This window comes from Corallococcus sp. CA054B (genome assembly GCF_003611625.1).
Classification (GTDB): domain Bacteria; phylum Myxococcota; class Myxococcia; order Myxococcales; family Myxococcaceae; genus Corallococcus; species Corallococcus coralloides.
Genome location: NZ_RAVY01000171.1, coordinates 1 through 20,957 on the forward strand (window position 1 = coordinate 1; position 20,957 = coordinate 20,957).

General features: G+C 70.6%; 16 protein-coding genes. 10 read left to right on the forward strand and 6 right to left on the reverse strand.

Features of this window, described 5'->3' with window-relative positions; genetic code table 11:
- Position 1 precedes the first annotated feature (1 nt).
- Positions 2-1,399 (forward strand): MFS transporter, encoded by a 1,398-nt coding sequence (locus D7V80_RS31185; protein WP_233585852.1) that lies wholly within the window; start codon positions 2-4, stop codon positions 1,397-1,399.
- On the opposite strand, the gene D7V80_RS31190 is transcribed toward D7V80_RS31185, so the two are convergent.
- The 3 genes from D7V80_RS31190 to D7V80_RS31200 form a co-directional block, all read right to left on the reverse strand.
- On the reverse strand, positions 1,347-2,879 hold the full coding sequence (locus tag D7V80_RS31190; protein ID WP_120591603.1) for a methyl-accepting chemotaxis protein: 1,533 nt from the start codon (positions 2,877-2,879) through the stop codon (positions 1,347-1,349). The genes D7V80_RS31185 and D7V80_RS31190 overlap by 53 nt on opposite strands.
- A gap of 188 nt (positions 2,880-3,067) precedes the next feature.
- A complete protein-coding gene (locus D7V80_RS31195; RefSeq protein WP_233585853.1) occupies positions 3,068-4,255 on the reverse strand; it encodes an alpha/beta fold hydrolase in 1,188 nt (395 codons plus the stop codon).
- A 201-nt stretch (positions 4,256-4,456) separates the two neighbouring features.
- Positions 4,457-5,725 (reverse strand): ATP-binding protein, encoded by a 1,269-nt coding sequence (locus D7V80_RS31200; RefSeq protein ID WP_233585854.1) that lies wholly within the window; start codon positions 5,723-5,725, stop codon positions 4,457-4,459.
- Between the two features lie 282 nt (positions 5,726-6,007).
- Here D7V80_RS31200 and D7V80_RS31205 point away from each other — a divergent pair, with 282 nt between their 5' ends.
- Positions 6,008-7,045, forward strand: a complete 1,038-nt coding sequence (locus D7V80_RS31205) for an ornithine cyclodeaminase family protein (protein ID WP_233585855.1) — start codon at positions 6,008-6,010, stop codon at positions 7,043-7,045.
- A gap of 61 nt (positions 7,046-7,106) precedes the next feature.
- On the opposite strand, the gene D7V80_RS31210 is transcribed toward D7V80_RS31205, so the two are convergent.
- The 3 genes from D7V80_RS31210 to D7V80_RS31220 all read right to left on the reverse strand — a co-directional run bounded on the left by D7V80_RS31210 (position 7,107) and on the right by D7V80_RS31220 (position 11,096).
- Positions 7,107-8,261: a protein kinase gene (locus D7V80_RS31210; RefSeq protein ID WP_120591607.1), complete on the reverse strand. Its 1,155-nt coding sequence runs from the start codon at positions 8,259-8,261 to the stop codon at positions 7,107-7,109.
- Between the two features lie 157 nt (positions 8,262-8,418).
- Positions 8,419-10,224: a serine/threonine-protein kinase gene (locus D7V80_RS31215; RefSeq protein WP_120591608.1), complete on the reverse strand. Its 1,806-nt coding sequence runs from the start codon at positions 10,222-10,224 to the stop codon at positions 8,419-8,421.
- On the reverse strand, positions 10,221-11,096 hold the full coding sequence (locus D7V80_RS31220; protein WP_120591609.1) for a DUF2381 family protein: 876 nt from the start codon (positions 11,094-11,096) through the stop codon (positions 10,221-10,223). The genes D7V80_RS31215 and D7V80_RS31220 overlap by 4 nt, the downstream gene beginning before the upstream one ends.
- A gap of 194 nt (positions 11,097-11,290) precedes the next feature.
- Between D7V80_RS31220 and D7V80_RS31225 the strand changes: the two genes are divergently transcribed.
- From D7V80_RS31225 to D7V80_RS31260, 8 genes are all read left to right on the forward strand, one after another.
- Positions 11,291-12,157: an N-acetylmuramoyl-L-alanine amidase gene (locus D7V80_RS31225; RefSeq protein ID WP_120591610.1), complete on the forward strand. Its 867-nt coding sequence runs from the start codon at positions 11,291-11,293 to the stop codon at positions 12,155-12,157.
- 76 nt (positions 12,158-12,233) lie between these two features.
- Positions 12,234-12,551, forward strand: a complete 318-nt coding sequence (locus D7V80_RS31230; protein WP_120591611.1) for a hypothetical protein — start codon at positions 12,234-12,236, stop codon at positions 12,549-12,551.
- A 105-nt stretch (positions 12,552-12,656) separates the two neighbouring features.
- A complete protein-coding gene (locus D7V80_RS31235; protein WP_233585856.1) occupies positions 12,657-13,886 on the forward strand; it encodes a TolC family protein in 1,230 nt (409 codons plus the stop codon).
- The gene (locus D7V80_RS31240; RefSeq protein WP_120591613.1) at positions 13,883-15,070 is read left to right on the forward strand and encodes an efflux RND transporter periplasmic adaptor subunit; all 1,188 of its coding nucleotides are present in this window, start codon (positions 13,883-13,885) and stop codon (positions 15,068-15,070) included. The genes D7V80_RS31235 and D7V80_RS31240 overlap by 4 nt, the downstream gene beginning before the upstream one ends.
- Positions 15,060-18,188 (forward strand): efflux RND transporter permease subunit, encoded by a 3,129-nt coding sequence (locus D7V80_RS31245; RefSeq protein WP_120591614.1) that lies wholly within the window; start codon positions 15,060-15,062, stop codon positions 18,186-18,188. Before D7V80_RS31240 ends, D7V80_RS31245 begins: the two co-directional genes overlap by 11 nt.
- Entirely contained in the window at positions 18,185-18,730 is a 546-nt protein-coding gene (locus tag D7V80_RS31250) for an RNA polymerase sigma factor (protein ID WP_120591615.1), read from the forward strand. Before D7V80_RS31245 ends, D7V80_RS31250 begins: the two co-directional genes overlap by 4 nt.
- A gap of 66 nt (positions 18,731-18,796) precedes the next feature.
- Positions 18,797-19,450: an isoprenylcysteine carboxylmethyltransferase family protein gene (locus D7V80_RS31255; protein ID WP_120591616.1), complete on the forward strand. Its 654-nt coding sequence runs from the start codon at positions 18,797-18,799 to the stop codon at positions 19,448-19,450.
- Between the two features lie 238 nt (positions 19,451-19,688).
- Positions 19,689-20,957: TolC family protein (locus D7V80_RS31260; protein ID WP_199738900.1), on the forward strand; the 1,269-nt coding region annotated here is incomplete at its 3' end.

Sequence of the window (20,957 nt, forward strand, 5' to 3'; positions counted from 1 at the left end):
CCTGGGAGCCCCTCCGCCCCCGGACGGCCACCGGGGCCCGCCCCTGCACCGGCGCCTGAGGGCGTCGCTGAAGGTGTCCACCGTGGAGGGGATGTTCGCGGAGGTGTTCACCGCGTGCGCGGGTCCCACCGTGCTCACCGCGTGGGCCATCGCGCTGAAGCTGGGGCCCTTCCTGGTGGGCGTGATGACGGCGCTGCCGTTCTTCGCGCAGTTCGTGCAGTTCCCCGCCGCGTGGCTCACCCTCTGCTTCGGTCACCGGCGGGTGGCGCTGACGGCGGTGTGCCTGTCGCGCCTGGCCCTCTTGCCCCTGGCGCTGATGCCGTGGCTGGGCCTGTCCCTGGAGGGGCAGCAGCACCTGCTGCTCGCCGTGGCCGGGGCATCCGCGGTGCTGGCGGTGGTGGGCAACAACGCGTGGGTGGCGTGGATGGGGGAGCTCGTCCCGGGCGCCGTGCGAGGCCGCTTCTTCGGCAAGCGCACCGCGCTCACCACGCTGATGGGCACCGGCGCGTCGCTCACCGCGGGCCTGCTGATGGACCGGCTGAAGGGGCTGGACGGGGTGGGCATGGCCCTGCCCCTGCTGGCGCTCGCCGCGTGCGTCATGGGCGTGGTCACCACGCTGATGATGGCCGCGCAGCATGACCCCGCGCCCCCGGGCACCTCTCCGAAGCTGGAGCTCAAGGCGGCGCTGCTGCCCTGGAAGGACGACGGCGCCCGGCGGGTGCTCCTGTACCAGGTGGCGTGGAACGCGGCGGTGGGTGTGTCCGCGCCCTTCTTCGCGCTGCACAGCCTGCAGAACCTCAAGATGACCTTCGTCATCATGGCCCTGCACGCGGCGGCGGTGGCGGGCGTGCGCGTGCTGACGGCGCCCCTGTGGGGCCGCGCCATCGACAGGCTGGGCGCGCAGCCGGTGCTGATGCTCTGCTCGCTGGGCATCAGCGCCATCCCCATGCTGTGGCTCCTGCCCTCCGCGGGGACGCTCTGGCCGCTCTTGTTCGACGTGCTCCTGGCGGGCGCGCTGTGGAGCGGCCACGGCCTGGCCATCTTCGCGCTGCCCCTCACGGTGGCGCCGCGCCACGGCCGGCCCTTCTACCTGGCGGCGTTCGCCACCGCGGGCGGGCTGGCCTACGCGGCGGCGGCGGCCCTGGGTGGGGCGCTGGCGGCGCGCGTGCCCCAGCAATTCATGCTGGGCGGCCACCTCTGGGTGAACCTGCACGTGCTCTTCGTCGTGTCGTCGGTGGCCCGGCTGGGGGCCGCCTTCCTCGCGGCCCGGGTGAACGAACCCGGCGCCGCCACCACGCGCACCGTGGCCCAGGTGGTGGAGCGCTTCCTCCCCCGCCTCCGCCCGGCTACAGCCGGTAGTCGCGCACCATCGCCGCCACGCGCTCCGACAGGAGCTTGAGCGACACGGCGGACTCGCTGGTGGTGGCGATGCGCTTCACCGTGTCGCCCATCACCGTGTTGAGCTCGTTCACGGCGGTGAAGATCTGCTCGATGCCGGTGGCCTGCTGGTTCACCGTCTGCGAAATCTGACGGGCGGACACCACGCTGTCCCGCACGATGGAGGACAGCTGGCGCAGCGTGTCCCCGGACGTGCGCACCTGGGCCAGGCCCGCCTCCATGCGCTGCGTGCCCGCGGCCGTGATCTCCACCGTGGCGAAGATGGCGGTGCTGATGTCCGCCAGGATGCCGCGCACCTGGTTCGTCGCACGGATGGACTGGTCCGCCAGGCCGCGGATCTCCCGCGCCACCACCGCGAAGCCCTTGCCGTGCTCCCCGGAGCGCGCCGCCTCGATGGCCGCGTTCACCGCGAGCAGGTGGGACTGGTCCGCCAGGTCCTTCACCGTCTCCGTGATGCCGGAGATCTGCTCGGTGCGCTCGCCCAGGGCCATGATGCGCTCGGCGATCTGCTCCACCTGCGCACGCAGGGCCACCATGCCCTCGATGCTCTCGGTGATGGCGATCTCGCCCGTCTTGCCCAGCACCTCCGCGCGCTCCGCCACGTCGATGACCGTCTCCGCCGCGCGCGACGCCACCACGGACGTCTGGCGGATCTCCTGCGCCGTCACCTGCGTCTCCTGCAGCGCGGCGGCGTGGCGGGACACCATCTCGTTCTGCCGGCCCGCGGAGTCGTTCAGGTGGTCCACCGACCCGCGCAGCAGGTCCGAAGAGCCCTGCAGCTGCTGCAAGAGGTCCTTCACCTTGGACACCATCAGGGAGAAGGCCTTCGACAGCTGGGCCACCTCGTCCGAGCCCTCCACGCGCACCGTCTCGCGCAGGTCGCCGTGCTCCGCGATGCGCTGCGCGACCTCCGTCAGCTGCACCAGCGGCGCCGCCACCCGGCGCGCCAGCACGATGCCCACGACGACGAAGAGCGCGAGCGCCAGCACCATCACCACGCTCACCCCGGTGGTGATGGCCCGCACCTGCGCGCGCGCCGCCGTGCGGTTGAAGCCCACGTGCACGGTGCCCGCCCCGTTGGCGAAGCGCGAGCTCACGTCCAGCAGCTCCGAGTCCCGCACGTAGAACGTCGCTTCACCCTGCGCGCGGCCCAGCCGGTCGCGCAGCTCCCGCATCGCCGTGGCGTACTCGCCCGCCACCGCGCGCAGCTGACCGGTCCCGTCGAAGACGGCGATGTAGGCCACCTGGTGGTGGCGCACCGCCTGCTCCAGCACCGACTGGAGCGCCTCCGTCTGGCCCCCGGGCATCGCCGCGGGCAGCGTGGCCGCCAGCGCCGCGGGCAGCGCGCCTCCCACGTCCCGGCCCTGCGCCTCGAAGGCGGAGCTGACGCGCGGGATGAGGTAGCCGAAGAAGAGGACCGTGAAGAACAGCGCCACCAACAGCGGCGCCAGCGTGAGTTTCTGGGAGAGGGAGAGTCGCATCCGGGAGCGGCGCCAAATCCAGAGGAAGTCTGGGAAACGAAGCCCCCCTGGACCATCCAGCGAGGTGGCTCATTGTGGACATTCCAGAGGAGCCGGCGCAATGGCTCCGCGCATCGAAAGCCCGTGAAAATCAGACACCGCGCCCTGGGTAGTGGCGAACCCGGGGCGCGGGGGTCATCCCGGCAGCGTCAGCCGGCCTTGCGGTTGTTGGAAGGCGCGCTCTCGTCCCACTTCTCCATCAGGGTGTTGGACGGGAGGGTCTCATCCAGCAGCTTGCGCGCGGCCTCGCCGCCGGTGACGGGCAGGCCCTTCCTGTCAATCAGGCCCAGCTGCACCAGGACGGCGGCCTGATCCCAGTAGATGTGCTCATGGTAGAGCTTGTCGCCGCGGAAGTTCACCACCGCCACGAAGGCCGCCTCCACGTACTTCCCGGTGGGCGGGATGCCCGGGAGCATCCAGTCCATCTCGATGTCGTGGGTGAAGCTGAAGATGAACTCGTCCACCACGCGATCCGCACCCACGGTGCGCGACAGCAGGGTCATCTTCGTGTCCTTGGGGTTCGCGTGGACGAAGTGGTTCGCGTAGAAGCGGTGCAGGTACTCCGCGCCCACGCCCCCCGTCATCACCGGCACGCTGTTGACGTACGGGTGCGACACCATGGTCTTCATGGTCGCGTCCGCGTCGCGGGCGGCGAACTCCAGCTCCGTGTGCTTGTCCCACAGCGCGGCCAGGTCGTAGCGCGGCCCCATCACGCGCTTGAGCAGCGCGAGGGTGCGCGTGTGCGCCGTCATCATCGAGGGCCGGTGCCAGGCCGGCGACCCCTCGCGGAAGAACCCGTGGCGCACGCCCTGGTACACGTACAGCTCCACGTCCACGCTCACGTGCTGCTTCACCCGAGCCACCGCGGCCGGAGGCACGAAGCCGTCCCACTCCGCGTAGTGGAGCACCATGGGGGCCGCGCTCTCACCCGCCTGCGCGAGCACGTCCTCCATGCCGGGCGCGCAGTAGGCCACCGCGCAGTCCACGTGTGCGTGCGCCGCCAGCTGCGCGGCCAGCGTCCCGCCCAGCCCGTAGCCCAGCGCGCCGACCTGCTTCTTGCCCCGGAGCCCCACCACCTCCGGCAGTGAGCGCGCCCAGGCCACCACGGGCTTCAGGTCCACCTCTTCCGGTTCCCCTCGCGAGGCGAGGTCGGGCACCACCACCACGTAGCCCTCTTCACTGAAGCGCTCGGCCATCAGCTTCAGGTGGGCGTTTCCCTCGAACGCCTCCACCATCAGCAGCAGCAGGGCCGGACCCGTTCCAGAGGCGGGGCGTCGCACCCACGCACGCACCGGGTCGCTTCCATCCACGGGAATCCACGTCGAGTTGTCGTTCATTTGTCGCGCACCCTCCCCAAAGCGGACACTATTCGCGCCCGGACGGACTGCCTCCCGGACGTCTGGCATTGTAGCAAACCCTCCACATGCTTGCCTCAACTTATGAGAGGTTTTGATGTGGATGGATTGTTGTATGGCTTTTACGTGGAGTAATCAGCCACCACTGCAATGCACTGTCCGTGACGCGAACGGCCTTGTGTTTCAAGCCGTCATCGGCTCGGAGACGCCCGCGCACGCGGAGTGCGCGCGCGTCTCAACCAAAGCCTGACGCGGAAGACAGAGAGAGAAGATCGTCCCGACGTCCGGGGTGGATTCTACCCGGAGGGTTCCGCCGTGCGTCTCCACGATGCTGCGCGCGATGTAGAGCCCCAGGCCCAGGCTCTCGCGCTGGCCCGCGCCGTCGCCGCGGCGGAAGGGCTGGAAGAGCGTGGGCAACAGGTGCGCGGGGATGGGGGCCCCGGCGTTCTGGACCTCCAGATAGACGGTGTCCGCGCCCTGCTCATAGGTGCGCAGGCGCACGGGGGTGTCTCGCGGGCTGTACTTGAGCGCGTTGTCCAGCAGGTTGGCCACCACCTGCGCCAGCCGGTCCAGGTCCCACACGCCCGGGAGGCTGTCGCGGGCGAAGTCGCAGAGGATGGAGCGCTCCGGCTTCGCCGCGCGCAGCTCGTCCACCAGCTTGCGGCACAGCTCGTTGAGGTCGCCCGCGCCCGGCACCACCGGGATGCCGCCGCCCACGCGCGCGCGGGTGAAGTCCAGGAGCTGATCCACGATGCGCTGGATGCGCTCACCGCCCCGGGCCACGCGCTCGAAGGCCTTGCGCTGGGCGTCCGGCAGCAGCTCGCGCGACAGCTGGGCGTTGGCCGTGGTGAGGATGGCCGCGAGCGGCGTGCGGATGTCGTGCCCGACGATTCCCACCAGCTGCTGCTCGAGCTCCGTCGCGCGCTGCAGCTCCTCCTCCACGCGGCGGCGCTCCGCCAGCTCCAGCGCCTGCTGCCGCAGCTTCTCGCCGCGCAGGTACAGCTCCACGAACACGGACACCTTGGCGCGCAGGATGTCCGGGTCCACGGGCTTGAGCAGGTAGTCCACCGCGCCGTATTCGTAGCCCCGGGTGACGTAGGCCGCCTCGCGGCTGAGCGCGGTGATGAAGAGGATGGGCAGGTGCTTCGTGCGCTCGCGGGTGCGCACCAGGCGCGCCGTCTCCAGGCCATCCAGCCCCGGCATCTGCACGTCCATCAACACGCACGCGTACTCGTCCAACAGCAGCGCCTTCAGCGCCTCGTCGCCGGAGCGCACCGACACCACCTGCTGGCCGAGCGGCTCCAGGATGGCCTCCAGGGCGAGCAGGTTCGACGGCGTGTCGTCCACCAGGAGGACGCGCGCGCGGGGCGCATCGGGCGCTTCAGGGATGCGGCGGGGGGACAGGTCGGAGACGGCGGTGAGTACGGGCGTCCTGGGAACGGAGGGCTTCAAGGAGGCGTTCACTCGGGCGTTGGGGGTGGAGCGGCTGGAGCGGGCGGGCACGAAGCCAGGGCCACGTGGGTCCGCCGGATGTCGAGCGCCCGCATCCAACACGGTCGCCTCGCCGCCTTGTTCCCTGCACCTGCATTCAAAAGACACAGCAAGACAGGAATTCGAAATCAAAACTGACCCGTTGCAATTCCTGTCAGGGGCGTAGACTGCGCACACATGACGCTCCCGGTTCCTCGCACCCTTCTGCTCGGTCCCACTGACTTGCGCGCGCTCGTGGAAGGCGTGGGGCTGGACGTCCTGATGGACGAGCTCATCCACGCACTCACCGTGGCATTGAGGGAGTTCGACGAGTCCGTCCTACAGGTCCCCAAGCGGGAGGGCTTCCAGGTGGTGAGCGATCCGCGCCCCTCCGGGACGATGGGCTGGATGCCCGCCCTGCGGCGCGGGGACAGCCTGACCGTGAGGGTGTCCGCCTCCCTCCCCAGCAACCGGGGGGACTCGGGGCTGCCCACGCTGGTCGCGTCCCACAGCGTCTACGACGTGAAGACGGGCCACCTGGTGGCGGTGATGGACGGCGTGTTCGCCACGGCGCTGCGCACGGGCGCGGCGTCGGCGGTGGCCAGCCGCTACCTGGCGACACCGGACAGCCGGGTGCTGGGCCTGGTGGGCTGCGGCGCGCAGGCCGTGTCCCAGTTGCATGCGCTCAGCCGCGTGTTCCGGTTGGAGCAGGTGCTGGTGCACGACATTGATCCGGACGCGGCGCGCTCGTTCGTACGGCGCGTGGCGTTCCTGGGACTGGATGTGCGGCCCACGCTGCTGCCGGACCTGGAGATGCGCTCGGACATCCTCTGCACCGCGACCACCGTTGCCCCAGGCGCCGGGGCCGTCATCTCCGGCCACGCGCTCCAGCCGCATGCGCACATCAACGCGGTGGGCTCGGACCAGCCGGGCAAGGCGGAGCTGCCCCTGGCGCTCCTGCGGCGCAGCCTCGTCGTGCCGGACTTTCCCGCGCAGGCGCGCCTGGAGGGCGAGTGTCAGCAGCTCCACCCGGACCACATTGGCCCGGACCTGGCCACGGTGGTGCAGCAGCCGGAGGAGTTCGAGGGCTGGCGCGAGCGCAACACGGTGTTCGACTCCACCGGCCACGCGCTGGAGGACCACGTGGTGACGCGCCTGCTGTTGGACCACGCGCGGCGCATGGGCCTGGGCACCCTGGTGGAGCTGGAGGCGCTGGGTGGGGACCCGTTGGATCCGTACTCGCAGGTGCGGGGCGAAGCGGCCGGGCGCGCCGAATCGCCGCGCCGCGCCACCGGCAGCTGACGCTCTCCCATCGACGCGGAGCTCCCTGGGGGTGCTCTCGTGCCCGAGGGCCAGGCGGGAATCAGTTCGTGCTGAGCTCGTCCTGAGATGCCTGGAAGCCACGGGGACGCCGCATGCCAAGTTCGACCATCACTTCGCGGGATCGCTTCGCCATCTCGTGCAGCTCCGCGGCCACTTCGTTCCGGCCGTAGGCGGCGCCCTCTCCAAGCCATCTGCGCAGGTCCGCCGCCAGCTCGCGCGCAGTCTGATAGCGGGCGTCTGGCCGGGGCTGGAGGAGCTTGCGCAGCGTCACGCGCAGGCCCTGCGGAAGCGGCTCCGTCAACGCCTCCAGCTCTGCTTGCGTGTAGGTCGCCGCGCGCCAGATGGCATCCGCCACCATGGGCGGGCTGCCCGCGAGCTGGGCTCGCTTGATGGCATGCCGAACGCGCCTGCGCTGCCGGACCGACAACGCGGCCTTCACCTCTTCGGTCAAGGCATCCGGGGCATCGAGGATGTTCTTTCCCGTCGCGAGTTCAAGCAGGACATTGCCCAGGGCGAAGAGGTCTGAACGCGCATCCACGCGGCCCGTCAGGAGCATTTCCGGGGAGGAGTAGAAGGCATCCCCCTGCGGCCGGCGCACCGTGGACGAAACACGGCCGGGCAGGTCCGACAAGGCGAGCCCGAAGTCGGAGACCCGCACGTCGCCGTTCCAGTCGACGAAGAGGTTCTCCACGTCGAGCGCCCGGTGGACGATGTGGAGGGGGCGCCCCTGCTCATCCTGCGCCTCATGGGCGTGCTCCAGTGCCTCCGCGACGCGAGCCCCGACATGGAGCGTGAAGAGGGGCGAGAACCGGCGACCGCACTCCCCGGCGAGCGTCAGCAGGTTGCTGATGCTGTGCCCCGACGGATGTTCAGTGATGACGTACCAGCACCCTTCCGCCCTGTGCAGCCCGTGGACGCGAAGAATGGCCGGATGGTCGAGATACGTCGCGAGGCGCACCTGCTCTTCCAGCTTCGCTCGCGCACGCTTGATGCGGGGCAGCTCCGTCAGATTCGGAACGCCAACCGCCTTGAGCAGCACCTTGCCTCGGATGCTGCCCTCGGAAGTGCGGCGCCGGGCTAGCAGGAGGCTCAACCCGTGGTGGACCTCTCCCAGGTCTTCGCGGAACTCGTACTGGAAGCCGTCCCTCGTGAAGAGAATGGCCCCGCGTGGAAGCCTGAACTCACTTTCCGACATGCTCTTTCCTCCTCTCGCGCGGGCAGTCAAGCCAACGCGTCACAGGTGACGTTACCCATGGGATGGGAAGAAACGGAACGACCCTGGAAGGTCATGTCGCGCTTGCGGAGAAGAGGCCCCCAATTGAACACCTACCCAATACGTCCCCCGGATCCGGTCAGGGCCAGCGGTTCACGACATAACCGCCACCCCGGTTGAACGCCTTCACCTTGCCGTCCTTGAACCCCTTGGCCTTCGCCTCCACCACGACGCAAATGGGGTACTCGTCCTGCCCCGGGAGCTTCACGCGGTCATACCGGACGACGAGCGCGGGCCCATCCGCACGCCCCATCTTTTCGGAGAGGTAATAGGCCTTGCCGTAGAAGCGCGTCCCCGTCGGGGCGACCGCCCCTTGCCTATCGTCGGCAAATGGTCCTTTCGGGACCACCCCCACGATCTCCGCGCCAGCGGTGAACCACACCTCTTCCTGTTCCGGTTGGCGGTGGTCGAATCGGATGGAGAAGATGTCGCTGTAACTCCAGTGGAGCTGCTCCCGCATGGCCTCTTTCGCACTTGCCGGACAGGTGAAGGACTCGGGCCGGATCTGAGCGCCGGGGCAACCCGCCATCAGCGCGGCGGCGAGCGACAGCGACGCGCACTCGACGGCGGCAACGGCCCTCTTCGTCATGCGAGGTGTGCGGCCTGGGGGCGGCGTTTCAGTCGGCGGGGTCTTCACGGTTGAACCTTCCTTCGGAGCAGCGGCGGTTGAGGGCCCCGGGGCCGTGGGCGAGGGGCTGGGTGTGGACATAGCAGGAGGGGTTGTCCTGGGCGGTGCGGAACGAGCGGTGACGGGAGAGCGCTCATCCGTGACGGCTCGCGGCTCGACAGGGCCCCAGGAAACGACCGCCAAGGCACGCCAAAGGAGCGCGACAGCGACAAGCGCGACAATGCCGGCGAGGATCCCACTCCACCGGCCCCGGCCTCGCGGGCGCTCAACTCGGGCGACGTGTCTCTTGAGGGACTGGGGGGTAGCGGGCGACGCCAGTGCCGCGGGGGCCGACCCTCCGTGACGCTGTTCCGATGGCGGATGCCCCGGCACGTCGTATTCAGTGCTGGGGTCGGCCCGGAGTTCCGCCAGCTCGCGGCGCAACGCCTCGGTATCAATCGGGCGCCGTTTGGGATCCAGGGCCAGCATGCTCTCGATGAGATCGCTCACCGCCTCTGGAACCCGCGCATTCGCCGAGCGGGGTGACGGCGGAGGAAAGGCCGCATTGTTCAAGTCGAAGCGTGGACGGAACTCCGACGGTCGCGGGTCCGTCAGCAACTCGTGGAGCATGACGCCGACCGCGAAGATTTCGTCGGCGACCTGGAAGGCGTAGCGGGCCCGCTGCTCGTCCTTGTGCTCGTACAGGAACTGGAACTGCTCTGGCGCGCGGTAGCGGTCCGTGCCCGGAGGCAAGCCCCCGTCCGTCAGGTCTTTGGCGAGCGTATAGGTCGCGCAACTGAAGTCGATGATGACGGGCTCGCCATCGCTCTTGCGGATGAGCACGTTGGACAGCTTCAGGTCCCGATGCAGGATGCCCCGGCCGTGCATGTAAGCCAGCGCCCCCGCTAGCTTCTCGAAGACGCCGAGGACTTCGCGAACCGTCGGGTGCTTTCGTTCAGCCCACTCCGCGAGCGTCCAACCGTCTACGTAGTCGAGCGCGAGGTAGAGGTTGCCGCTCTCCGCGAAGCCATGCCCCTGCGGCCGGACGATGTTGGGGTGCTCCAGCATGAGCAGCACCGTCAACTCCCGCAGCGTCCGCGCATGGGTCTGCTTGAAGTCGCCGCTGGCCTCCCGGTGTTGAGCCACCTTGATGGCACGGTGCCGGCCGCTCTTTTCGCCCAGGAAGACGCGGGCAAAACCTCCGGCCCCCAGGGGTTTGGCCACCTGCCATCCGTCAATCAAGGAACCCGGAGGAGGGTCGAGCAACGTCGCGCTCATCGGGCATCTCCTGCGGTGGGCTTCGGGAAACGCACGCCGGGAACCGTGAAACGACGCCCATCCTGCCCGCGCACGTCCAGGGTGAAGACGAGGTCCGCGTCCATCTCTGGCACTTCCACGACCGCAAGAACGCGCCTGACCTCTCCCGGAGCAATTGGCCCCGGCTTCGTTGTCACGAGCCGCGCCCGCAGGGGCACGCCCACACGCCCCAGCAACGTCGCCTCTTGGGGTGACCATGCGGCGTGGTTGGAGCGGTTCAGGATCCTCATGTCCGCCAGAATCCACCCCGCCCCCCGAAAGGCGTTGAGCGATTCCAACGCGAGGCCCTGCACAGCCTCCAGCTCGACTTGAAGCTTGGACATTGTGACGCCGCCATTGTCCACATAGCCCAGCAACACGAAGTCTTCCGGCTTCGGCGCTGGGGCTTGCGAAGTGGGCTGACAGGCCGTGTTGGGCGGCTCCGGGCGCTGCACGTCAATCCGCGAGTCCACTTCGGCAGGGTCGGTCACGAGCACGAAAGCGGCCCGTGCGGGCGCTCGACCATCGGCGAAGAAGACTCCGATCTCCTGCCGTTCGCCGTCGCCAAGGTTGGCCACGGGCTGGACGATGACGGAGCGTTCACCGGCATCGAGGACGCGGATCCGAGCTTCATCGAAGGCCAGGGTCTTCCGCTGGATTGGCGACGGGAAGAACAGCAACGTCATGGTGTCCTGCGCCACGCGGACGACGGGCAGCGGTTCTGTGGACGTGCCAGCAAGAGTCACGGAGCGCTTCCGCTCAGCGCGTGTTGTCGTGGCCGACTGAGCCTGCGCGGCAGTCCCCCAAGCGAGCATGAGCGCCAGGGGAAGAGCCAATCTGAAGGGTTGGAGCAAGGATGCGTGACCTCCCAAATAGGCACGCTAGCACCCACCCTTTTGCACGGGTCGTAATGGGACGGAGCGCAGGGCGCGCGCGGTGCCTCCGGACGCCGGGGCGGTGTCGTTCCACTCCCGGCACACAACTTCCCGCACACGACGCCGATAATCGCGAAAGCAACAGCTATCCACTATTCCTGGAATCGTACACCATGACCGTCCGTGCCACGACCCCCCGCGCCACCGCCAACGCGCCCGCGAGCACCGCCGCCACGGCCCCCCGCACCGCCGCTCCCGCGCGCGCGGCGGCCGCGTCCACGGCCCTCACGGCGCCGCCGGCCGGACTGGGCAAGGGCGACTCCGGGGCGAAGGTGAAGCAGCTGCAGCAGGGGCTGGTGAAGCTGGGCTACATGACCCAGGCGCAGATGAACACGGGCACCGGCTCCTTCGGGCCGGCGACCGAGTCGGCGGTGAAGAAGTTCCAGGCGGACAACAAGATCTCCGCCACCGGCTACTACGGGACGCAGACGGCGGCGGCGCTGACGAAGGCGCTCAAGACGACGACGCCTCCGCCCACGGAGCCGGGGAAGTTCACCAAGCCCGCGGTCATCAGCGCGCCCTCGCCCAACAGCGACTCGCGCAACGGCGCGGACATCGACACCATCGTGCTGCACCACACCGGCACCAACAACGGCTCCGGGGACCTGGCGTGGATGCGCAACAAGGACAGCAAGGTGTCCGCGCACTACATGCTGGACCGCGATGGGAAGATCTACCAGCTGGTCGGCGACACCAAGCGCGCGTGGCACGCGGGCAAGGGGGAGCTGCACGGCGTGCCCACGGACGTGAACGCGCGCTCCATCGGCATTGAGATCGTCAACGACGGCAGCGGCAAGACGGCCTTCACCGACGCGCAGTACAAGGCGCTGACGCAGCTCGTGGGCTACCTGAAGCAGGAGCACGACGTGCCGGCGAAGAACATCGTCGGGCACAAGGACGTGGCCGTGCCCAAGGGCCGCAAGGACGACCCGGCGGCCAACTTCGACTGGGCCCGGCTGCGCAAGGGCATTGGCGGCTGAGCAGCGCTCCTCGCGCCGCCCGCCCTGCCCGCACGACGTGTGCACTTGCACCGGAGCGTGCTAGAAGACCGCTCCAGTGCTCCGACTCTGGCTCTTCATCTGCCTGATGCTGCTCGCTCCCATTGGGGGCGGGCTCGCGCATGCCTTCGGGCTGGCGCAGCAGGCGGAGACGTGCCTCACGGGCTGCGCGGATGACGACGCGCAGGGCCAGTGCGCCCCCACCTGCGTGGACTGCGCCTGCTGCGCGCACACGAGGCCCCTGGCCGTCGCCGTGCCGTTGCCGGGCCTCATGGGCTCCCTGTTCCGGGAGCCCCCCATCACGCCCGAAGCCCTGGAGCCGTCCTCCGCCGACGCGGATGACATCCTCCATCCCCCGATAGCCCCTCTCGTTTAAGGCCCGCGTCCGCCGTCGTTCGCACGCGCCCCGCCACCGGTGTGCCCGGCCTCATGCCCGGGTGCATGGATGCGCGCGGCCCGCCTTCCGAAGAGGTCTTCTTCCGTGTCCATCCGTTCCGCGACGGCCGCCCTCGGGCTGGCTGCTGCACTGCTCTGGCCGCGCCCCGGTGGCGCGGAGTCATCCCGCATCACCCTCCAGGACGTCTTCGCCCTGGCGCGCGAGCACGCCCCGGCGCTGGTCGAGGCCCGGGCCCGCGTGCGCGCCGCGCAGGGGCCCCTGGCGAGCGCCGCGCCGCTCCTGCGCGAGAACCCCCAGCTCGACGTCCAGGTAGGTCCGCGCCGGCTCCCCAATGGGGTCTACGGCCTGGATCTCGCGTTGGGCCTGTCGCAGCCCCTGGAGCTGGGCGGCAAGCAGGGCCTGCGGCGCGAGGCGGCGCGCGCGGGCCTGTCCATGGAGGAGGCCCGCTTGCGCGACGCGGAGCGGCTCCTGCTGGGGGACGTGGCCGCCGCCTACCTGCGCCTGCTGCAAGCCGGTGAGCGGAGGAAGCTGGTGGAGGCCGCGGCGGAAGCGGCGGCGCGCACCGTCCAGGCCACGGAGCAGCGCTACGCGGCCGGTGACGTTCCAGCCGTGGACGTGAACGTGGCGAAGGTGGCGCACGCCCGCGCCCGCGCGGAGCTCCAGGTCGCGGCCGGTGAGATCTCCGCGCTGCGGGAGGAGCTGGAGGTGCGCGTGGGCTACCGCGCGAGGCCCATGGCCACCTACGACGATGATCTGCGGTCGATCGCGCGAGCGCCCGTCCGCGAGGCGCCGGGCGGCGCGGGAGCGCGCGCGGATCTGGTGGCCCTGGAGCAGGAGCAGGTCCAGGCGAAGGCCGCCGCGACGCTGGGCCGGCGCCAGGTGCTTCCGGATGTGACGGTGGGCGCGCGCTACCAGAAGGAGGCGGACGAGACGGTGTTCCTGGGAACGCTCAGCGTGCCCCTGCCCCTCTTCGCCCGAGGCCAGGAAGCGCGCCTCGTGGGGGAAGCGGATGCAACCCGCGCCGAGCAGGAGCTCGCCGCCGCGCGCACCGTCGTGCCCGCCCAGGTCCAGGCCGCGAGCTACCGCTACCGCGCGAGCCTGGGTGCCCTCGGGGTCCTGGAGGAGGTGCTGCCGCTCCTGGACGACAACGAGGCGCTGGCGCAGCGCTCCTATGACGCCGGGGAGATGGACCTCGCGGCCTTCCTCCTCGTCCGTCGCGACACGCTGGAGGCGCGGGCCGCGTGGCTCGAAGGCCTGCTGCGATTGGCCCTTGCTCGTGTGCAGTTGGAAGTGGAAACGGGAGTCCTGCCATGAAGCCCACGCTGCTGCTGCTGTCCGTCCTCGTGGGCCTCACCGCCTGCAAGTCCTCCAAGCCGGAACACGACGACGCGCACGAACACGGCCACGACGAGGCCGCCGAGGAGAAGCTCCACGTCGAGTCCGGAGACGTCATCCACGTGCACGTCCCCCAGGAGATGCTCCGCGACCTGCGCGTCACCACCGCGAAGGTGGAGGCCCGCCCGGGCGGAGAGAGCGTCACCGCGCTGGGCGAGCTGACCTTCAGTGAAGACGCCTACGCGGAGGTGGCCTCGCCGGTCTCCGCGCGCGTGGCCTCCGTCGCCGTGACGACGGGCCAGGCCGTGAAGCAGGGCCAGCGGCTGGCGGAGCTCCAGAGTCCGGAGCTGGGCCGAGCCCGCGCGGACCTCCAGGCCACCCAGGCCCGCGCCACCGCCGCCCGTCAGGCCGCGGACCGCAAGCGCACGCTGGCCGAGGAGCGCATCGTCGCGCGCAAGGACGTGCAAGCCGCTGAAGCGGACGCCGCCGCCGCGGAGGCGGAGGTCGCCGCCGCGAAGGCCGCGCTCTCCGCGCTGGGCGCGGGCAACGGAGGTGACGGCACGTCTGGCTTCGTGCTCAAGGCGCCCATCCACGGCACCGTCGTGGAGCGCACCGCGCGGCTGGGGCAGATGGCGGATCCCTCGCAGGCGCTCTTCCGCATCGGCGACCTGTCGTCGCTGTGGCTCATCGTCCACGCGTTCGAACGGGACGCCGTGCGCCTGATGCCCGGCGCGGACGCGCGCGTCACCTTCGCCGCGTTCCCGGGCCAGGAGTTCGCCGCGAAGGTGGGCCACGTGGGGCAGCGGGTGGATCCCCACAGCCGCACCATCCCCGTGCGCCTGGAGCTGGACAACGGCAAGGGGCTCCTCAGGCCGGGCATGTCCGCGTCGGCGTCCATCCCGCTGGGGGATCCGGGCGCCACGCTCACCGCCGTCCCCGCGGCGGCGCTCCAGCGGCTGGAGAACGGCTGGGTGGTGTTCCTGCCCACGCCGGAGGCCGGCGTCTTCGAGCAGCGCGAGGTGGGCCGGGGCCGCAGCCTGGGCACGCAGGTGGAGGTCCTGAAGGGCCTCACCGTGGGCGACGAGGTGGTGGTGGAGGGCGCGTTCCTGCTCAAGGCGGAAGTGGAGAAGTCCCAGGGCGGAGGTGACGAGCATGGACACTGATCCGCGCACGACGTTGCCGGGGCGCATCCTCCGCGCGTCCTTCTCGCGGCCCGGGCTGACGGTGCTCGTCGTCCTGGCGCTGGCGGCCTTCGGCGCGGTGGCGCTCCGCAACCTGCGCCAGGACGTGTTCCCGGACCTGTCCGCGCCCATCTTCAACGTCATCGTGCAGAACGCGGCCATGGGCGCCGAGGAGCTGGAGACGGCGGTGGCCATCCCCATGGAGGTGGCGCTGGCGGGCCTGCCCGAGGTGCGCCGCATCCGCTCCACCTCGCAGCTGGGCGTCACGCAGGTGACGGTGGAGTTCGAACCGGACGCGGACTACTTCCGCAGCCGCCAGTACGTGGCGGAGCGGGTGGCGCAGGCCGAGGGCGAGCTGCCCCCCGGCACCGACGCGCCGCTCGTGTCCAGCCTCACCGGCCGGCTCAACGAGGTCTTCGAGTTCACGCTGGAGGCGGAGCCCGGCAGCGCGGACCTGATGGCGCTGCGCGACCTGGCGGAGTTCGACATCAAGAACCGGCTGCTCGCGGTGCCCGGCGTCGCGGGCGTGGAGCGGCTGGGCGGCTACCTGCGCCAGTTCCAGGTGCTGCTGGATCCGGATCAACTGGTGGCGCGAGGCATCACCCTGGACGAGGTCCAGCACGGCCTGGAGGGCGCCAGCGTCAACGCCTCCGGAGGCTTCATCACGCAGGGCCCCATGGAGTGGGCCGTGCGCGCCGTGGGCCGGGCGGAGTCGGTGGAGGACCTGAACAACACCGTGGTCGCGCTGCGGGACGGGACGCCCGTGCTGCTGGGAGACGTGGCGGACGTGCGCGAGGCCCCCGCGCCGCGCCGGGGCATGGCGCACCGGCTGGAGGGCGAGGTGGTGAGCTGCCGCGTGAGCAAGCAGTTCGGCGCGGACACCGTGAAGGTGGCCGAAGGCGTGCGCGCGGCCATCGACGAGCTGCGACGCTCGCTGCCGCCGGGCGTGCAGCTGCGCGTCGTCTATGACCAATCGGAGCTGGTGGGCTCCGCGCTGGGAGGCGTGGGCCGCGCCATCCTGCTGGGCGCGTTCCTGGTGGTGGGCGTGCTCTTCCTCTTGCTGGGGGACTGGCGCGCGGCGCTCATCGTCACGCTCACCCTGCCCCTGTCGCTGGCGCTGGCGGGACTGCTGCTCAAGGCGGCGGGCATCGGGTTGAACACGATGACGCTGGGCGGGCTGGCCATCGCGGTGGGCCTGCTGGTGGACGCGGCCATCATCGTCGTGGAGAACGTCATCCACGACCTGCGCGAGGGCAAGGGCCGCCGCTCGGTGCGCGACGAGGCGCTGGCGGCGGCGATGGAGGTGGGCCGTCCCATCGCCTTCGCCACGCTCATCGTCGTCGCGGTGTTCATCCCGCTCTTCGCGATGTCGGGCATCGAGGGCCGCATGTACCAGCCGCTCGCGGCGGCGGTGGTGGCGTGCCTGGCCGCGTCGCTCGCGCTGGCGCTCACGCTGGTGCCGGTGGTGTCGGGCCTCCTCTTGCGCGCGCCGCGCGAGGACTCGCCAGAGGACGTGTGGATCATCCGCAAGGTGAAGGCCGCGTACGCGCCGCTGCTGGACAGGTGCATGCGCCACGCGGGCCTGGTGCGCGTGGTGGCGCTGGCCATCACCGTGCCCGCGCTGGGCCTGGCCTTCATGGTGGGCAGCGACTTCATGCCCCGGCTGGACGAGGGCGCGTTCCTGCTCCAGACGGTGCTGCCGGCGGAGGCGTCGCTGGACGAGGTGGATCGCCTCAACCACCGCGTGGAGGACGTGCTGCGCGAGTTCCCGGAGGTGGAGGACGTGGTGCGCCGCACCGGCCGCGCCGAACGCACCGAGGACCCGATGCCCCACACCCTGTCCGACGTGCTGGTGGTCCTCAAGAAGGACACCCTCGGAGGCCGCGAGGGGCTGGAGTCGCGGATGCGCGAGGCGGTGGGGAAGGTGCCCGGCGTGTCGGTGCTCTTCACCACGCCGCTGGGGATGCGCATCGACGAGGGGCTGGGAGGCAGCCCCGCGGACCTCTCCGTGCGCGTCTTCGGGCCAGACCTGGACACGCTGTCGCAGCTCGCGGAGCGCACGCGCGCGTTGATGTCCAGGGTGGACGGCGTGGAGGACCTGCGGGTGGAGCGGCTGAGCGGCCTGCCGCAGCTGCGCATCGCGGTGAACCGCGCGGCGGTGGCGCGCGTGGGGCTGACGCCCGGGGACGTCATCCGGGCCGTGCGCGTGGGGCTCGTGGGTGAGGAGTCCGCGCAGATCTGGCGGGGCCAGCGCCGCTACGACCTGGTGCTCCGGCTGGCGGACCACCGCCGGGGTGACGTGAACGCCATCCGCAACCTGCTGGTGGACGGGCACGACGGCACGCGCATCCCGCTGAGCCAGCTGGCCACCATCGAGGAGACCTCCGGAGCAGGGAGCGTGCGCCGCGAGGCCGGCAGCCGGCGCATCGCGGTGGAGGCGAGCGTGTCCGGACGCGACCTGGGCAGCACGGCGGCGGAGGTGCGGGAGGTGCTGGCCACGCAGCTGAAGCTGCCCACGGGCTACTTCGTGGACGTGGGCGGCAAGGTGGAGAGCCAGGAGCGCGCGGCGCAGGCGCTGACGGTGGCCATCGCGTTGGCCCTCCTCGCGGTGTTCGTCCTGCTGTACCTCGCGCTGGACTCCGTGGCGGAGGCGCTGGTCATCCTGGCCACGCTGCCGGACGCGTTCGTGGGCGGCATCCTCGCGCTGCTGCTCGCGGGCGAGACCTGGAACGTCTCCAGCCTGGTGGGCCTCATCGGCCTGTTCGGCATCGCGGTGCAGAACGGCCTGGTGCTCGTGGCGCAGACGAAGGACCTGATGAGCCGGGGCAAGCCCTTCGCGGAGGCCGTGCGCGAGGCGAGCATCGGCCGTGTGCGGCCCAAGCTGATGACCGCGGGCACGGCGATCCTCGGGCTCCTGCCGCTGCTGGTGTTGCCGCTGCACGGGACGGAGATTGAGCGTCCACTGGCGGTGGTAATGGTGGGCGGGCTCGTCACGTCCACCCTCTTCACGCTGCTGGCCCTGCCCACGTTCTACGCGCTGGTGCACGGGTTCCAGGAGCGCCTCGCGGCACGCAGGGCTGCCAGGAAGCTTCCGGCATGAGCCTGTCACCGGAAGCGATGGACGCGCTGCTGCGCCATCACCATGCGTTCCTCGCGTTCCTCACGCCGCGCGTGGGGAGCCAGGAGGCCGCGCGCGAAGTGCTTCAGGCCGCGTTCGTGAAGGGCATGGAGCAGGGAGGCTCCCTGCGCGAGGAGCAGAGCGCGGTGGCCTGGTTCTACCGGCTCCTGCGCAACGCGCTGGTGGACCGTCACCGCCGGGGCCAACGGGAGGTCTCCACCCTGGAGTCCCTGGCGCACGAGCAGCCCCTGTCCACCGAGGACGCCAACGGCCTGGAGGCGACGGTGTGCGGCTGCGTGGCGGGGCTCGCGGAGACGCTCAAGCCCGAGTACGCGGAGGCCGTACGCCGGGTGGACCTGGAGGGACTCACCGTGGCCGCGTACGCGCAGGAGGCGGGCATCTCCGCCAACAACGCCGCCGTGCGCCTGCACCGCGCCCGGAAGGCCCTGGGGGAGCAGCTGGTGGAGCTGTGTGGCCATTGCTGCGCGCAGGGCTGCGTGGACTGCGACTGCGCGCCCGCGTGAAAAATCAGCTGTAAGAGCGCGCGGGGCCGGGCGTCAGCAGGGGTGAACGCAGCTGGAGGTCACCCCATGGACGTCGCCACCTTCACCCGGCCGGCCCTGCCCGCCGCCACCCTCGCATTCCTCCTCTTCGCCATGGTGTTGCCGTCGGTGCGCCTGCGCCGCCGCACGGGCCGCCCGGCGCTGGTGCTGCACCGCTCCGGCCCGCCGCTCCAGCGGGTCATTGGCGTGGGCATGGCGCTGTTCATGGGGGCCATCGTGCTCTGGAGCGCGGCGCACCTCGCCTTCGGTGAGCAGGCGCTGGGCGTGTGGCACGTGCCCGACGCGCTCCGCTGGAGTGGCTGGGCCCTGGTGGCAGTGGGGTTCGTCTTCACCGTGCGGGCCCAGGTGGAGATGGGGGCGTCGTGGCGCATCGGCATCGACTCGGATCGAACGGAGCTGGTGACGGGAGGCCTCTTCGGCGTCGTGCGCAACCCCATCTTCAGCGGGATGCTCATCGTGGTGACGGGCATGGCGCTCGCGACCCCGAGCGCGTGGACCGTGATGGGCTGGCTCGACTACGTGCTGCTGGTGTCGCTCCAGGTGCGGCTGGAGGAGGACCACCTGCTGCGCCTGCACGGCGCCACCTATCAGCGCTACGCGGCGCGCGTGGGCCGCTTCATCCCCGGTGTGGGGCGGCTCGAAGCGCCCGGCCTGGACGCCGCACCGCGCATCACAGTGTGACGTTGGCGGTCACACCTCGCACGAAGCGCCCATGCGAGCGTGTTGCTTCGGACGTCGTCATTCCGTGGGGTTGCGATACCTGACGCAGTGGCCCGGCCCTTGCTCGACAGGAGCCGGTGTCCTGGCTGCCGTACGGGCACATTCATTCTCGAGGTCTCGTGTGCATTGGAAATCCCCCTGGCTCCTCGCGGTTCTGTTGCTCGGTGGCTGCGCGTCCATCCAGAAGGAGCGCGGCCACATGGAAGTGGCCGCGCTCGTGGAGGAGCGGACAGGGTTGAAGACGCGTTGGAACCAGGGGACGCCGGAAGACGCTCAGGTGCAGCAGCACCTGGATGCCCTGCTGGCCGGCGACCTCACGTCGGACCGCGCGGTGGAGGTGGCGCTGCTCAACAACCCCGCGCTCCAGGCGACGTACGAGGAGCTGGGCGTGTCCCAGGCGGACATGGTGCAGGCCGGCCTGCTCACCAACCCGTCCTTCGACGGGAGCATCGGCTTCCCGCTGTCCTCGGACGGCAACACCGAGACGGAGTTCTCCATCGTCCAGAGCTTCGTGGACCTCTTCACGCTGCCCCTGCGCAAGCGCGTGGCGAAGGAGCAGTTCCAGGCGGACACGCTGCGCGTCGCGCACGAGGCGCTTGCCACCACGGCGGAGGTCCGCCAGACGTTCACGGAGGTGCAGGCCCGGCAGCAGCTGGTCGCGCTGCGCCGCGAGGTGTTCCAGGCCGCGGACGCGGCGGCGGACCTGTCCAACCGGCAGCGCGCCGCGGGCAACATCACGGTGCTGGCCCTGGCCACCGAGCAGGCCGCCATGGAGCAGGCGCGCCTGGAGCTGGCCCAGGATGAGCTGGCGCTGGTCGAAGCGCGCGAACACCTCACCCGCCTGATGGGTCTGTACGGCGCGAGGGTCCAGTGGACGCTGGCGCAGAAGCTGCCGGAGGTCCCCGCCACCGAGACCTCGCTGGAGCGTTTGGAGACGTTGGCCATCGAGCAGCGGTTGGACATCGACGCGGCCCGCAAGCAGGCGTCGCTGTTGTGGAACGCGCTGGAGCTGGCGCGCAGCACGCGCTTCTTCGGCCGCGTGGAGGTGGGCGTGCACACGCACCGCGACGCGAACGGGCCGCGCCTGCTGGGCCCCACGCTGTCGCTGGAGCTGCCCATCTTCGATCAACGCCAGGCGCTCATCGCGAAGCTGGAGGCGCAGCACCGCCAGGGTGAGAACCGGCTGATGGAGCTGGCCGTCAACGCCCGCTCGGAGGTGCGCGCGGCGAGGGCGAAGCTGGTGACGCTGCGGAACATGGCGGAGCGCTACCAGAAGGTCGTGCTCCCGCTGCGCACCACCATCGTCGAGGAGTCACAACGCCAGTACAACGCCATGCAGATCGGCCTTCCCGCCCTCCTCATCGCGCGACGCGAGCAGGTGGAGGCCTGGAGGGCATACCTGGAGACGGTCCGCGACTACTGGATGGCGCGGGCCGACCTGGAGCGGCTCGTGGGCGGACGTCTGCCC

Excerpts from the sequence above, each read along its gene's own strand:
- D7V80_RS31190 (WP_120591603.1), bottom strand. The coding sequence starts at position 2,879 with ATGCGACTCTCCCTCTCCCAGAAACTCACGCTGGCGCCGCTGTTGGTG.
- D7V80_RS31195 (WP_233585853.1), bottom strand. The coding sequence starts at position 4,255 with ATGAACGACAACTCGACGTGGATTCCCGTGGATGGAAGCGACCCGGTG.
- D7V80_RS31210 (WP_120591607.1), bottom strand. The coding sequence starts at position 8,261 with ATGTCGGAAAGTGAGTTCAGGCTTCCACGCGGGGCCATTCTCTTCACG.
- D7V80_RS31215 (WP_120591608.1), bottom strand. The coding sequence starts at position 10,224 with ATGAGCGCGACGTTGCTCGACCCTCCTCCGGGTTCCTTGATTGACGGA.
- D7V80_RS31225 (WP_120591610.1), top strand. The coding sequence starts at position 11,291 with ATGACCGTCCGTGCCACGACCCCCCGCGCCACCGCCAACGCGCCCGCG.
- D7V80_RS31240 (WP_120591613.1), top strand. The coding sequence starts at position 13,883 with ATGAAGCCCACGCTGCTGCTGCTGTCCGTCCTCGTGGGCCTCACCGCC.
- D7V80_RS31245 (WP_120591614.1), top strand. The coding sequence starts at position 15,060 with ATGGACACTGATCCGCGCACGACGTTGCCGGGGCGCATCCTCCGCGCG.
- D7V80_RS31250 (WP_120591615.1), top strand. The coding sequence starts at position 18,185 with ATGAGCCTGTCACCGGAAGCGATGGACGCGCTGCTGCGCCATCACCAT.
- D7V80_RS31255 (WP_120591616.1), top strand. The coding sequence starts at position 18,797 with ATGGACGTCGCCACCTTCACCCGGCCGGCCCTGCCCGCCGCCACCCTC.